The sequence below is a fragment of the Streptomyces sp. NBC_00385 genome (assembly GCF_035917155.1).
Taxonomy (GTDB): Bacteria; Actinomycetota; Actinomycetes; order Streptomycetales; family Streptomycetaceae; genus Streptomyces; species Streptomyces poriferorum.
In genome coordinates, this window is sequence record NZ_CP107951.1 from 304,289 (window position 1) to 318,124 (window position 13,836).

9 protein-coding genes are annotated in these 13,836 nt (G+C 71.5%); 4 read left to right on the forward strand and 5 right to left on the reverse strand.

Going from position 1 to position 13,836, the window contains the following annotated elements:
• Positions 1-33 precede the first annotated feature (33 nt).
• Entirely contained in the window at positions 34-546 is a 513-nt protein-coding gene (locus OG959_RS01390; RefSeq protein ID WP_326656121.1) for a MarR family winged helix-turn-helix transcriptional regulator, read from the forward strand.
• Positions 547-797: 251 nt separating this feature from the next.
• Complete coding sequence (locus OG959_RS01395) at positions 798-1,130, forward strand: STAS domain-containing protein (RefSeq protein ID WP_326656122.1); 333 nt, start codon at positions 798-800, stop codon at positions 1,128-1,130.
• Positions 1,131-1,205: 75 nt separating this feature from the next.
• On the opposite strand, the gene OG959_RS01400 is transcribed toward OG959_RS01395, so the two are convergent.
• From OG959_RS01400 to OG959_RS01415, 4 genes are all read right to left on the reverse strand, one after another.
• Entirely contained in the window at positions 1,206-3,569 is a 2,364-nt protein-coding gene (locus tag OG959_RS01400) for a GH92 family glycosyl hydrolase (protein ID WP_326656123.1), read from the reverse strand.
• Positions 3,570-3,704: 135 nt separating this feature from the next.
• A complete protein-coding gene (locus OG959_RS01405) occupies positions 3,705-6,305 on the reverse strand; it encodes a PA14 domain-containing protein (protein ID WP_326656124.1) in 2,601 nt (866 codons plus the stop codon).
• A 238-nt stretch (positions 6,306-6,543) separates the two neighbouring features.
• Complete coding sequence (locus OG959_RS01410) at positions 6,544-7,185, reverse strand: GAP family protein (protein WP_326656125.1); 642 nt, start codon at positions 7,183-7,185, stop codon at positions 6,544-6,546.
• Positions 7,186-7,488: 303 nt separating this feature from the next.
• Positions 7,489-8,211, reverse strand: coding sequence for a (2Fe-2S)-binding protein (locus OG959_RS01415; RefSeq protein WP_326656126.1), 723 nt, complete (start codon positions 8,209-8,211; stop codon positions 7,489-7,491).
• Positions 8,212-8,434: 223 nt separating this feature from the next.
• On the opposite strand from OG959_RS01415, the gene OG959_RS01420 reads away from it, so the two are divergent.
• Positions 8,435-9,745: a DMT family transporter gene (locus OG959_RS01420; protein ID WP_326656127.1), complete on the forward strand. Its 1,311-nt coding sequence runs from the start codon at positions 8,435-8,437 to the stop codon at positions 9,743-9,745.
• On the opposite strand, the gene OG959_RS01425 is transcribed toward OG959_RS01420, so the two are convergent.
• Complete coding sequence (locus OG959_RS01425) at positions 9,715-11,088, reverse strand: transglycosylase family protein (RefSeq protein ID WP_326656128.1); 1,374 nt, start codon at positions 11,086-11,088, stop codon at positions 9,715-9,717. The two genes, OG959_RS01420 and OG959_RS01425, sit on opposite strands and share 31 nt — an antisense overlap.
• Before the next feature lie 220 nt (positions 11,089-11,308).
• On the opposite strand from OG959_RS01425, the gene OG959_RS01430 reads away from it, so the two are divergent.
• The gene (locus OG959_RS01430; RefSeq protein WP_326656129.1) at positions 11,309-13,828 is read left to right on the forward strand and encodes a glycoside hydrolase family 3 C-terminal domain-containing protein; all 2,520 of its coding nucleotides are present in this window, start codon (positions 11,309-11,311) and stop codon (positions 13,826-13,828) included.
• Positions 13,829-13,836 lie beyond the last annotated feature (8 nt).

The window sequence follows — 13,836 nt, forward strand, 5'->3', positions numbered from 1 at the left end:
ACAGAAGGAGGTTCCGGGTGACAGAGTGGACGGATGCCCCACCGCCACGGACCCCCCCACCACCTTGAGCGGGTGTCCTGGGACGTCTGTGCCGCAGCCGAGCTGCTGGAGGTGCTGTGGGGCCGCGGTCAGGAGGCGGCGCCTCCCGGCACGGTCTCTCCCTCGCAGCTGCGTGCCCTGCTGGTGATCGAGAAGCAGGAGGGCAGCAACCTCCGCTCGCTCGGTGAGGCGCTGGGCTCGCGCGCTCCGTCGGTGAGCCGGCTCTGCGACCGGATGGAGGCCATGGGCCTGGTCCAGCGGGATCCGAGTCCGGTCAGCCGCCGGGAGGTCGAGCTGCGGCTGACCGGTCGCGGCCGCGCCCTGCTGGAGGAGTACCGGGCGATCCGCACGCGGGAACTCGCCGCCGTGCTGGAGCGGATGCAGCCCGCGGATGTGGCGGCGCTCGCCGAAGGGCTCGCCGCCTTCCGCTCGGCCGCGTCCCAGCGGCTCACCGCCGGACGGAGTCCGGCCGACCGGCTCCGCGAGGACATCGCGGACAGCGCCTAGCTTCATCCAGCCCCTGCTTCCGCGTTGCTGGAGCACTCCTCCGCGAGGGTGCTTCCGTTGATCGTTGGGGGTACAGATTGTTGCCCCACGAAGAATGTTGTCAAATGGCAACTATTACTTCTATCGTTGGCCTGCACCCGCTACGAGCAGGGACGGACTCGCACCGGGCCGTCCATCACACCGACCCGCTCCCCCACCACCCAGTGCATCACGAGGTGACCGTGCTTCCATCCCCCAGCGCCGGCAGAGCCATGAGAATCGTCCCACGCCAGGACCGGGGAGCGCTGGTGCTCGCCGTGACCGGCGACCTCGACATCGACAACGTCGCCCCGCTCGGCGCCGCGCTGGAGCGTGCGGCCCCGGACGGGGAAGGACCGGTGGTCGTCGACCTCTCGGACGTGAGTTTCGCGGACTCCACGACGGTGAACGTACTCCTCCAGGGCCAGGTCCTGCTGGGACCCCGGCTGAGGCTCGCCGCACCCTCCCCCTTCATGGAGCGGCTCATCGGGATGCTGGGCCTCGACAGCGTGCTTCCGGTCTTCCCGACCGTCCCCGAGGCGATCGACCCGCCGCTGTCCGGCTGAACGCACGACGCCGAGCGCCCTTCCCTCCGTCGGACGGGGGGAAGGGCGCTCGCATGGGCCGTACCGGGTCGCCGGTCAGCCCAGCGCGGGCGGGGCGTCCTCGGGCGAGGTGCCCCACGCCGACGGCTCGCTGCCCACCGTGAAGGTGAGCGAGCGGGCCGAGCGGATGTCGTCGGTCGTGAGGTAGGTGCGCGACTGCTGCGCACCGTCGAGCCGCGCCGACTGGACGTAGCGGTCGGTGTCCGAGGCGCCGGGAGCGCTCACCGTGAGCGATCCGCGCGGGTAGTACCGGCGGTCGAGCTTGATGTCGACGCGCTCGAAGGCCGGTGTGGACAGACCCCAGGTGTCGGTGCCCGGCTGGACCGGGAAGACACCGATCGAGGAGAGCACCATCCAGGCGGACATGGTGCCCAGGTCGTCGTTGCCCGTCATACCGGTCGGACCGTTGGTGAAGAGCGTCAGGGCGGCGTGGACCACATCGGTCGTCTTCCACGGCTGACCGGTGGACAGGTAGGTGTACGGGGCGATGAGGTCGGGCTCGTTCTGCGGGTTGTACTTGTCGGCGTTGTAGTACGCGTACGGTCCGTTGACCCACACCTCGCGCGCGGTCTTCGCCGGGTCGGCGAGGAGCTTGTCGTACGCGAAGAAGGAGTCGAGCCGCTGGTTGGCGGCGTCCTTGCCGCCGATCAGGTCGACCATGCCGGGGATGTCCTGCGGGACCATCCACTGGTACTGCCAGGACGTGCCCTCGTGGAACCCCTCGCTCTGCGCGGGGTCGGCCGGTCCGGTGAAGGCGCCGGAGGCGTCACGGGCACGGAAGAAGCCGGTCGAGGCGTCGAAGATCTTCCGGTAGTTCTGGGCGCGCGCGTCGTAGCGGGCGGCGTCGGCGTCGTGGCCGAGGTCGCGGGCCATCTCGGCGAGCATGCCGTCGGACAGGGCGTACTCCAGGGTGGCGGAGGCGCCGTGGTCGTAGTCGGAGTCGCCGGGCTTGGCGTGCGGACGGTCCTTGATGTACGGGGCGTAGCCGTCCTTCAGGTACTCGACGTTGGCTTCGCGGCCCACCGGCGCGGAGTCGGTGGCCGGCACCCCGTCGGCGTTCTTCTTCAGCGCGCGGTACGCCTCGTCCTCGTACCCCTTCAGCAGTCCCTGCTGATAGGCGTTGGTGAGGAAGGGGGTGACCGGGTCACCGGTCATGATGTTCGTCTCGACCGTGCCGTAGCCCCACTTGGGCAGCCAGCCGCTCTCGGCGTCGATCCGCAGGACGGATATCGCCATGTCGCGCGACTCGCGCGGTGCGAGCAGCGCGAGGAGCTGGGCCTGGGTGCGATAGGTGTCCCAGAGCGACCAGTTCTGGTAGTAGGTGAACGTCCCATGCGCGTCGACGGCGCGGTGGGTCTTCTGGTCCCAGCCGGTGTAGCGGCCGTCGACGTCGCTGCCGACGTTGGGCGCGAGGAAGGACCGGTAGAGCGAGGAGTAGAACGTGCGGCGCAGTTCGTCGCTGCCGCCCTGCGCCTTCACGCCTTCGAGGCGCTCCTCCCAGCTGCGCTGTGCGGCGCGCTCGACGCGGTCGAAGCTGTGGCCGCCCTCGGCGCGGAGGTTGAGCGCGGCGCCCTTGGCGTCGACGTAGCTCAGGGCCGTGGTGGCCTCGACGGTGCGGTCCTTGGTGGTGTCGAACCGCAGCCAGGCTCCGTTGCGGGCGTCGGTGGCCGAGGACTTCTTCGTACCCTCGGTGACGGTGTCACCGTTCCAGGTGCCGGACGTGGTGAACGGCCGGTCGAAGTGGGTGACGGTGTAGACCGTGTACGGCTTGGTGTCCTGGCAGAAGCCACTGCCCGTGATCGCGGTCCGTACCGTGCGGTTGTCCAGGATCTCGACCTCGGACGACAGCGTCCTGTGCAGCGACTGGCCCGCGTTGAGCAGGACGTTGGCCTTGTCGGTGGCCGGGAAGGTGTAGCGCTGCACGCCGGTGCGCTGTGTCGCGGTCAGTTCGGCGTCGATCCCGGTCTTGAGTCCGACCTTGTAGTAGCCGGGGCTCGCCTTCTCGTCGTCGTGGCTGAACTCGGCCGCGTACTTCGCGTAGTCGGTCTCGGTGACGTCACCGGTGGTGGGCAGGGTCGGCAGGTCGCCGCCCAACCCGCAGCCGACGCCGGAGAGATGGACCGAGGAGAAGCCGCGGATGTGGTTCTCGCCGTAGTCGTACCCGGTGTTGTGGCCGGTGTCCGGGGAGAGCTGCACCATGCCGAACGGCACGGAGGCGCCGGGGTAGGTGTTGCCCTCGTTCTGGGTGCCGATGAACGGGTTGACCAGGTCGGTCAGCCGGCCGTCGGTCCGGGGCGCGGCCTGAGCCGTGGCCCCGGTGGTGAGGACACCGCCCAGGAGCGCGGCGGCGGCGAGTGCGGCCGCCGGGCCGCGCAGGCGCGGCCGTGGGATCCGGTGCATGGGGATACTCCTTCGGACAACGTTGTCAGAGCGCGATCATTCTTGGTTCCCCGTTGATCCGCGTCAAGGGGTGGGACAGGCCGCTGTGGTCCGTCCTCGTGAGGGACGGACCACAGCGGCCCCGAAAGGTCGGACCTAGACACAGCCCGCGACGACGTCCTTCGACGCATCACGGATCAGTGCCTGCTGGGCGTCGTGGACCCGCTTCACATCGGGCTTGACGACCTTGCGGTCGTAGGTGAGCAGACCGTTCAGCTCACCCTCCACATCGGAGATCTGCGTGTACACCGCGCCGTTGCCGCCCTTGCAGGCCAGCGCGTGCACCTCGTCGAGCTTGGCCAGGTAGTCGTCGGTGTAGGTGGCCGGGTCGACCGCGATGTACGACTGCTGCACCGCCCAGGCGTGGCCGGGCACCGCGAGTCCGAGTCCGCCGTACTCACCGCTCATCAGGGCCCGTCGGCCGTCCGGCTTCGGCAGCGCGGGGCTCGGGTAGCCGTGTTCGTCGATGATGTCCCCGGTGCCGCCGTCGACACCCAGGTTGATCCCGGACATGCTGTTGATCAGGCGCGTCGGGTCCCAGGCCTTGGCCTGGTCGGCGATCCGGGCCTCGTCGTACTGGCCCCAGCCCTCGTTGAAGGTCACCCACATGACGATGGACGGGTGGCTGGAGTGTTCGTCGATCATCTCCTTCATCTCGTGCTCGTACTCGGCGCGGGCGGCGGTGGACGGGTTGACGGTGTTCATCGCCGGCATGTCCTGCCAGACCATCAGACCCAGCTTGTCCGCCCAGTAGAACCAGCGGTCGGGCTCGACCTTGATGTGCTTGCGGACCGAGTTGAAGCCCATCGCCTTGTGCATCTTCAGGTCGTACGCGAGAGCCTCGTCGGTGGGAGCGGTGTGCAGCCCGTCCGGCCAGAACCCCTGGTCGAGGGTGGCCATCATGAAGACCGGCTTGCCGTTGAGCATGGTGCGCGGAGTGCCGTTCACCTTCTCGACGGCGACGGACCGCATGCCGAAGTAGCTGCCGACCCGGTCGGATCCGACCGTGACCTTGAGCTGGTAGAGGTGCGGATCGTCCGCGGACCACAGGTGCGGGTCGGGCACGGGCACCTTCAGGGCCGATCCGGTCCGCCCGGTGACCGTACCCACCTTGCGCCTGCCGTCGTACGCGGTCGCCGTGACCGGCACACCGTCCCGCACTCCGCGCACCTCGACGGCGACGCTCTCGCCCGCGACATCCGGGGTGAGCTTCAGCGAGTCCGCGTGGTCGGCCGCGACCGGCTCCATCCAGACGGTCTGCCAGATACCGGAGGACGGGGTGTACCAGATACCGCTCGGGTCCAGGCGCTGCTTGCCCATCGGCGGGTTCTCGCCGTCCTCGGCATCGGTCGGGTCGTAGACACCGACGATCAGCTCCTGGGTGCGGCCGGGCTTCAGTGCGTCAGTGACGTCGGCGCTGAACTTGTCGTAGCCGCCCTTGTGTTCGGTGACCTTGTGGCCGTTGACGTACACCTCGGACTGCCAGTCCACGGCGCCGAAGTTCAACTGGAGCCGCTGCGCCGGTCCGACCTTCCAGTTCTTCGGGACGGTGAAGGTCCGGCGGTACCACATGCGGTCCTCATGGCGTTCGACGCCGGAGAGCTGCGACTCGACCGGGTACGGGACGAGGATCCTCTCGCCGAGCTTCTTGCCGACCGGCGGCTGCTCCCCCGCCTTCGCCGCGGCGAACTCCCACGAACCGTTGAGGTTTTGCCAGTTGTCGCGGGTGAGCTGCGGGCGCGGATACTCCGGCAGAGCGTTCTTCGGTCCGACCTCATCGGCCCATGCGGTGCGGAGCTGGTACGTGGAGTGGTTGGGCCCGCTGGACCAGAAGGCGCCGACCCGCGTGCCGTCCTCACCGGCCAGTGCGCCGTCCCCGTCGTAGCGGATGTCGGCCAGGCCCTTGGCGTCTCCGGCCTTGTTCCCGACGACCGGTTCCTTGAGGGCGACGGTCAGGCTGCGCGGGTCGGCCGGGTCCGCCCGGACCACCCCGAGCGGCCACTCGGCCCCGCCGATCACGGCGTCGAGATGGTTCACCAGACCGGCCGGAAGGGCACCGAGCTTCTGGGCGAAGTCGAGTTTGAGGGTGCGGCCGTCGGCGAGCACGGTGGCGCCGATGGCGCCGTCGTACGCGAAGTCGTCCGGCAGCCGGAAGGCGGACTGCGGCACGGGCACCTTGGTGCCGCCCGGCTGGGTCCACTTGAGGTGGAGGTTGGAACCGCCCTCGTGCTCGAAGTACTCGACCTTGAAGTCGTAGGCGGTCCCCGCGGTCAACTCGACCGGCTGGGACGTCTGTTCCTTCTCCCAGTCGTCGACCCAGTGGTCGATGACCGGCTTCCCGTCGATCCAGAGGCGGAAGCCGTTGTCCCCGATCATGGAGAACGTATGGGCGCCGGACTTCTCCGGGACGATCTTCCCGGTCCACCGGATGCTGGCGTCGTCGGCCTGCCCGGTGGCCGAGCTCAGCCGTGACTCCAGGGTCGGGAAGTCGATGGAGGGGTCGAAGCCGGTGGCCTTGAGCGTCCCGAAGTCGAAGGCCCCCGGGGTGGACTGGGTGTAGTACTCCCCCTTCAGCCCCTGTACTTCGGAGGCGGCTGCGGGGTCCTGGCCGGCCGCCGAAGCGGCGGGTACGGCGGACAGACCGGCGGCTCCCACGACAGCTGCCAGGAACAGAATCAGTCTCTTGTCGATGCGCACGGATCCTCCTTGGTGAGGAAGGGTGGCGGCTCGTTGCAACACGATGTACAACGTTGGAAGGAAAGGCAGTTGGCATGACAGCACGCCGGATGCGGCGCTGTCCAGGTCCATGACAAGCCCGGGTGCGGAGCGGAGGAATTCCGGAAGAGCCCACGTCAGAGCCCTTTGAACGACGGCGCGGACCGGATCACCACGCCGCCTTTCGGCATGCCCGGAACACCTGTGACCGCGGTGTGGATCAGACGAGTTGGTAGAGGCTCTTGGCGACCAGCCACAGGCCCGCCAGCAGGGAGAGCGTCACGATCGCCTGGTCCTGATGGCTTTCCGTCCACTCGCGCAGCGCGCCCAGCCTCGACCGGGCCTCCGTGGGCCGGAACGTCGCGTACAGCAGCATCACCAACAGGCCGGAGGTCGCCAGCAGGCAGAAGGCGAAGAGCGCCACGTACGAGCCGATGGAGGCCAGGTGCGCCTGAACGACTGTGGCGGCTCCCGCGGCGACGAGGCCCCACGGCTGCAGGACCACGCCCAGACCGGCCGCGGTCCACGGCGAGGCGTTGTCCAGCCGCGACAGCCACTTCGGCGACCGGCGCGGCCGGCCGCCCCGCCGCCGCTTCCTCTCCGCGTAGACCACCATCCCGATGCCCAGCGCCAGTTTGAGCGCCAGGGCCGCCGTGGAGGGGGCGCTACGGGGAGCGGGCGGCTCGCCGCCGGTCAGCAGGATCACCGCCGCCAGCACGAGGACCAGGCAGCCGAGCCAGGCGAGGACGAACGCGAGCCCCTTGCGCACGCCACGGAGCGTGGAGAGCAGGAGGATGAACGCGCTGTTGTGCAGGGGCCCCGCGTTGATGGCCAGCCCGATGATGACGAGATCAAGCACCATGCGTGGCGCCGATCGCCCTCGCGGTGTGGGCACCCGGCCCCGCGTCGAACGCCCTCGCGGCGCGGACACCCGCCCCCGCACCGAACGCCCTCGCGGCGCGGGCACCCGGCCCCCCACCGAGCGCCCTCGTGGTGCGGACACCGGGCCCGGCCCCCGTCGTCTTCCCAGTGCCGTGCCGCATGCCCGGGCTCCTCGTCGCAGAGATGGATCCGTCCTCCGTCGACTTCGTAGCCCGTTGGCCGCTCCCCCGCCGCCGTACGTGCCGAACCGCTCACGAGAGAGACCCGAAAGGCTCTGTCGCGCTCAGCGTCCGCCCGCTCGGCCGGCACGTCCGGGCGAGCGGCGGGGCGCCTCGTCGAAGACGCAGTCGCCGCACAGCCCGCCGCCCGGCACACGGTAGTAGAGGCAGCAGGTGCTCCTGCGGAAAGCGGGTCCGTGCGGTGCGCCCGTGCCGCGCAGATCCGGGTGGTCGAAGAGTTCGGCGGCCAGGGCGCGGGTGCGCGCGGCGACGTCGGGCCTGCCATGGGCGCGCGCCCACACCATCAGTTGGCGCACGGCTCCCGCCAGCGCGGATCCGGCGTTGTCCCACAGCAGCCCGAGCGGCACGGGGGTGTCCCGGCGCACCGCCTCACCGAGCGGGACGAGATGGCCGTACTGGACGACGTCCCTGATCCGGGCGGCCGAGCCGGGAAGCACGGTTCGTCCGCCGAGCCACAGATCGTCCGGGGCGGGCAGCCGGGGGTCCCAGTGGAGGTCCTCGGCCCGCAGGGCGGGGACGCCGCCCGAGAGGACCGCGGGCCCGAGCGCCGAGGACCACAGCCGCGCGGCCAGCCCCAGATGCGCGACGGAGGCGGCGACGCGCCGTTCGGTCGTTCCGAGCCGCGCCGCGACGGTGTCGACGCGGCCCCTGAGCGGTGCGTCCTCTCCCGCGTACAACCGTGCCAGCGTGAGATACCCGCCCTCGGGCGCGGGGGACGTCCGCAGCACGAAGAACCCGCCCGGACCGGCCTCTTCGTTCCCGTCCATCGCGCTCCGCCTCCCCATCCGCCGGCCACCCGGTGTGATGCCACGGGCACCGGCAGTGCCGCGGCTCGCGGTCCACCGTATCCGTGCGGGATGATCGTTCTGACGTCGGCCGCGAGGAGGACTACCGTCGGGAGGAGGACACCGGGACCACTCCCGTACTACCAAAGCAGTAGGCCGAATCGCCGTCTCAGGGACGACGACGCGGCGGCTTTGAAGGGAGATCGTGGTGTACATGAGTTCCCTCGCGCTGTCCGTGCTGCTGTCACTGGTCTCCGCGGTCGCCTACGCGGCCGGGGCGATCGTCCAGGAGCGCGTGGCCACGGCCTCCGACGGCCGCTCACTCGCACCTCTGCGCAACCGGGTCTGGTGGGCCGCGGTGGCCCTGAACGGCGTGGGCGCGGTCCTGCACGTGGTGGCCCTGGCCTACGGCCCGCTCAGCCTCGTGCAGCCGCTGGGCGCCCTGACCATCGTCTTCGCCCTGCCTATGGCCGCTCTCTTCGTACGCCGCAAGGCCGGGGCGACCGCCTGGCGCGGCGCGCTCATGGCGACGGTGGGGCTTGCGGGACTTCTGGCCCTGACCGGGGGGTCCGACGCGCAGTCCCTCGGCGGGCCCGAGCAACTGATGCTCGCGATCGTGACGTTCGGCGCGGTGGCCGCACTGATGCTGGTCGCGAAGGCCATGCGCCGGCCGGTGATACGCAGCGTGGTCCTGGCCGGAGCGGCGGGTGTCGCCTTCGGCATCGCGTCCGTGTTCACGAAGACCGTGGCCATGCAGTGGACCTCGGGCGAGGTGGGCGCGGGTCTGCCGACGCTGCTCGTGATCGCGGCGCTCGCGGGGGCCGGGCTGCTGCTGTCCCAGGCCGCGTACCGCGGCGCGGGTCTGACGGCACCGCTCGCCACGGTGACGGTGGTGAACCCGGTGGTGGCCGCCGCGGTCGGCATCACGCTGTTCGGTGAGCAGTTCCGGCACGGCACCGCCGGCACGTTGCTCGCCCTCGCCTGCGGAGCCGTGGCGGCCGGCGGGCTGATCATGCTCACCACGGAGCGGATGAGCGCGGAGCGCCGCGAGGGCCGGCGGACCGCCGCCGGTGAGCGTCCGCGGGGCGCGGGCCGGGAGTCCGGTGGCGCGACCCTCGCCGCACGTCCGCCGGGGACCCTGCCCGTCGGCGCCTCCGGCGACGACGCGGCGGATTTCGCCGGGCCCGCCGGCTCGCCGGACCCGGCGGGCGCACCGAACGGCCCGGCGGGCACGGTGCCCCGGCCGGTCCGGCCGACGACCCCGGCCGTGGTGGCGTTTCCCGAACCCGTGGCACCGACGCCGCCGGCGGCCGCGGAAACGTTTCCCGCGCCTCTGCCGATGACGGTGCGGAAGCCGCTGGAGCGCCGGGTGGGTCAGGCGGAGTTCGGACCGGACCCGCGGCCGCTCGGCGGCGGCGCGCGCAGGGGCGCGTCCTCCACGGGGTCCACCGCATCTGCCGCCGCGGCCGGTGACCGGCCCGGCACTCAGACCTTGACGCCGCCCGCCCTGAGGTAGGCGAGCGGGTCGACGTCGGAGCCGTAGTCGGGGCCCGTCCGGATCTCGAAGTGCAGGTGCGGCCCCGTGACGTTGCCGGTGGAGCCGGAGCGGGCGATGCGCTGCCCCCCGCCCACGTGCTGGCCGGAACGCACCAGGAGCGACGACAGGTGCGCGTACTGGCTGTACTTGCCGTCGCTGTGCCGGATGACGATCTGGTAGCCGTACGCCCCGCCCCAGCCCGCCGAGACGACCGTGCCGGGGCCCACCGCCTTCACCGAAGTGCCGGTGGGCACGGGGAAGTCGACGCCCGTGTGGTAGCCGCTGGACCAGGAGCCTGACTGGTGGTACGGGGTGCCCGTGCGGGCCGCCACCGGAGCGGTGAGCCCGGAGTGCTTCTCCGCCCGCTCCGTCCTGCGGGTCTCCGTCTTGTGGGTCTCGGTCTTCTTGGGTTTCGGCTTCGCCTGCTGCGTCTGCTTCGGCTGCTGTGTCTGCTTCGGTTGGGCCGTCGGCTTCGGCTGAGCCTGCTGCGCGGGCCGGACCGTCTGCTTGCGCTCCGGCTGTGCCGTCCTCTTCGGTGCGGGCGCCGCCTTCTCCTTGGCGTCCCTGGCTTCCCCGACGTCCTTGGCCCGTGGCTGCGGCGTGGCATCCGTCTTCGGAGCGGCGCTCCTGACCGTCCTCGGGGTCCCTGCCAGGTCGAGGCTCAGACGCTGGCCCGGAAAGATCAGGTCCGGGTCGTCGCCGACGACCTTGCGGTTGGCCGAGTAGAGGCGCTGCCAGCCACCGTCCAGGCGCCGTTCGGCCGCGATCGCGGAGAGCGAGTCCCCGCGCGCCACGGTGTACGAGTCGCGCTTGCCCGGCACCGTGGTCGGCGTGGCCTTCTTCGTCCCGGCGCTCTGCGAAGCGGAGGCACGGGGACCGGCCTTATTCGGCGCCGCGACCTTGGCCGTTCGCTCGGACTGCGGGCTGATGTCGGGGCCGTCACCGCCCCGCGTCAGGCCCGCCTTCCCCGAACAGACCGGCCACGCGCCCGGGCCCTGCCCCTCCAGGACCTTCTCCGCGATGGCGATCTGCTGGTCCCTGGTGGCCAGATCCGCGCGCGGCGCGTACTCCGTACCGCCGTAGGCCGCCCAGGTCGACCGGGTGAACTGCAGCCCGCCGAAGTACCCGTTGCCGGTGTTGATGTCCCAGTTGCTGGTGGATTCGCACGCGGCGACCTTGTCCCACACCTCACCTGACGCGGCGCCCGCCGACGCCGCGGTGATGAGCGGAAGGGCAATGCCCGCACCGCCCGCCGTGACCGTGAGCGAGACACGGTTGATGCGGCTCGGCTGGTATCTGCGGTGCCGTCCGTTCGCGGCCATGATGTGGCTCCCCCACAGGCAGTAGGACACGTCGCAAGCGGTCAACTTATGTGCAGACAACGCGTGATGACAAGAGCACAGCGAGTTCCGGCCACCGGCGGAGGCCGGGCGGCACACGGCCCGCGCGGAACCGTTCCCCATTGACACGGTCACTGTCGGCCAGCGACGCTTGACGCGGGAGAGCGCTCTCCCAGCCATCGGGCGCGCGGACTGAAAGGGCATGACCGTCATGAGGGACGAAGAGATCGATCCGCTGCTGGAGAAGCTCGACCTGGCCCAGAAGGTGCGCCTGCTGACCGGTGCGAGCACCTGGCGTACGCACGCCGAACCAGCCGTGGGACTGCGCGCCCTCACCCTCTCCGACGGGCCTGCCGGGGTACGGGGCGAGACCTGGGACGAGCGCGAGACATCGCTCTGCCTGCCCTCCCCGACCGCGCTGGCCGCCTCCTGGGACGAGCACCTGCTGACGGATCTCGGCGCGCTGCTCGCCTCGGAGGCGCGGCGCAAAGGCGTGGACGTACTCCTCGCCCCCACACTGAATCTGCACCGGTCCCCACTGGGCGGCCGGCACTTCGAGTGCTTCTCCGAGGACCCGCTCCTCACCGGCCGGACCGGCGCGGCTCTCATCAAGGGCATCCAGTCCGGCGGGGTCGCCGCCACCGCCAAGCACTTCGTCGCCAACGACGCCGAGACGGACCGGCTGATCGTCGACGTCCGCATGGAAGAACAGACGCTCCACGAGGTCTATCTCGCCCCCTTCGAGGCGGCGGTGGAGGCCGGCGTCCAGGCGGTCATGTCCGCGTACAACAAGGTCGACGGCGTCACCATGTCCGCCTCTCCGCTGCTGGAGCGCCCATTGAAGGAAGGCTGGGGATTCGAGGGGCCCGTGGTCTCGGACTGGGGCGGTGTGCGCACGCTCCTGGACACCGCACGCTCCGCGCAGGACCTGGCGATGCCGGGGCCGGACGGCCCCTGGGCGGCGGGCCTGCTCACCGCGCTGGAACAGGGGCTGGTCTCCCCCGCGGCCGTCGACGACAAGGTGAGGCGGCTGCTCCGGCTCGCCGGGCAGGTGGGTGCGCTGGGATCGCCCCGGCCCGTGCGGCGGCCCGTCATCGCCCCGGGCGCGCAGCGGGCACTGTTGCGCCGTGCCGCCGCCGCGGGCGCGGTGCTGCTCCGCAACGACGGGGACCTGCTGCCGCTGGACCGTGCCCGACTGCGCTCGGTCGCGGTCATCGGTCCGCATGCCGCGGCGGTGCGCATTCAGGGCGGGGGCAGCGCGGAGGTGTTCCCCGAGGCGGTGGTGACTCCGCTGGCCGGGATCGAGGCGGCACTCGACGGCTCGGCGAACGTGACCCACCACCGGGGCCTGCCACCGTCCGGCCGTCCCCTCCCTCTCACCCTGGACAGGTCGCGCGATCCCCGCACCGGAGCACCGGGCGTACTCGTCAGGCTGCTGGACGCGGACGGCGGCGAACTCCATGCCGAGCACCGGCTGTCCGGCCGGATCGTGGAGCCCTCGGTCGTGGTCGACGGTGCCGCGGCCGTGGAGATCCGGGCTCTGGTCCGCCCCGACGTGGGCGGTGTGTGGACCTGGGCGGTGGGAGGCTGGGGGGTGATCTCCCTGTCCGTCGGCGGCGAGGTGGTGCTGTCCGGCACGTTCCCGGTGGACAGCGACGATCCGACCCGGGTCCACGTCGCCCCGCCCCTGCACCGCGCACAGGCCGAACTGGTCGCGGGCGAGGAGGTGGAGGTCGTGGCGCGGCGCTCGCTGGCCCCCGGTTCGGGTGTGGCGACGGTCCTCGCCGCCGCCCCTCCCGCCGGCGACGCCGCCTCCGCCCTCGCCGAGGCGGTGGCCGCCGCGCGCGCCGCGGACGTCGCCGTGGTGGTCGTGGGCACGACCGAGGAGAGCGAGTCGGAGGGTCACGACCGCGAGAGCCTTGACCTGCCCGACGGCCAGGACGCTCTCGTGCGGGCCGTGGCGCGGGCCAATCCGCGCACGGTGGTCGTGGTGAACTCCGGCGGTCCGGTCGCCCTGCCGTGGCACGCCCGGGTGCCCGCCCTGCTGCTCACCTGGTTCCCCGGGCAGGAGGCCGGCGGCGGACTCTCCGACGTCCTGTTCGGCCGGGCCGAGCCGGGTGGCCGGCTCCCGACCACCTGGGGCGCCATCCAGGACGACGTACCGGTGCTCGGCACCGCCCCCGCGCCCGACGGACGGCTGCGCTACGAGGAAGGTCTGCACATCGGCTATGCGGCCTGGCTGCGGTCGGGGGCCGTTCCGGCCTACTGGTTCGGCCACGGGCTGGGGTACACGAGCTGGGAGTACGAGGATCTGACGGCCCCGGCGACGGTCCGGGCCGGGGATGCCTTCGACGTACGCGTCCGGGTACGCAACTCGGGGCGGCGGCGCGGCCGCGAGGTGGTCCAGCTGTATGTGGCCAGGAACGGCTCCGCGGTCGAGCGGCCCGCCCGGCGCCTGATCGGGTACGCGGCGGTCGGCGCGGAGCCCGGGGAGAGCGCGGTCGCGGTCATCCGGGTCTCGGGGCGGGCCCTGGCACACTGGTCGGCCATGCGGCACGGATGGGAGACGGAGTCCGGTGACTTCTCCCTGCTGGGCGGCCGTTCGGCGGGCGATCTGCCGCTCAGCACGACGCTGACGGCGGTCGCGGCACCGCGTCCGGCCGGAACGGACGCCGACGGAGGCCCGGAGCGCACTGGAGAGCGCTCTCCACTGATGCTATAAATGCGCTC

Coding starts and splice junctions, on each gene's coding strand:
- OG959_RS01410 (WP_326656125.1), bottom strand. CDS start 7,185: ATGGTGCTTGATCTCGTCATCATCGGGCTGGCCATCAACGCGGGGCCC.
- OG959_RS01395 (WP_326656122.1), top strand. CDS start 798: ATGAGAATCGTCCCACGCCAGGACCGGGGAGCGCTGGTGCTCGCCGTG.
- OG959_RS01400 (WP_326656123.1), bottom strand. CDS start 3,569: ATGCACCGGATCCCACGGCCGCGCCTGCGCGGCCCGGCGGCCGCACTC.
- OG959_RS01425 (WP_326656128.1), bottom strand. CDS start 11,088: ATGGCCGCGAACGGACGGCACCGCAGATACCAGCCGAGCCGCATCAAC.
- OG959_RS01415 (WP_326656126.1), bottom strand. CDS start 8,211: ATGGACGGGAACGAAGAGGCCGGTCCGGGCGGGTTCTTCGTGCTGCGG.
- OG959_RS01430 (WP_326656129.1), top strand. CDS start 11,309: ATGACCGTCATGAGGGACGAAGAGATCGATCCGCTGCTGGAGAAGCTC.
- OG959_RS01390 (WP_326656121.1), top strand. CDS start 34: ATGCCCCACCGCCACGGACCCCCCCACCACCTTGAGCGGGTGTCCTGG.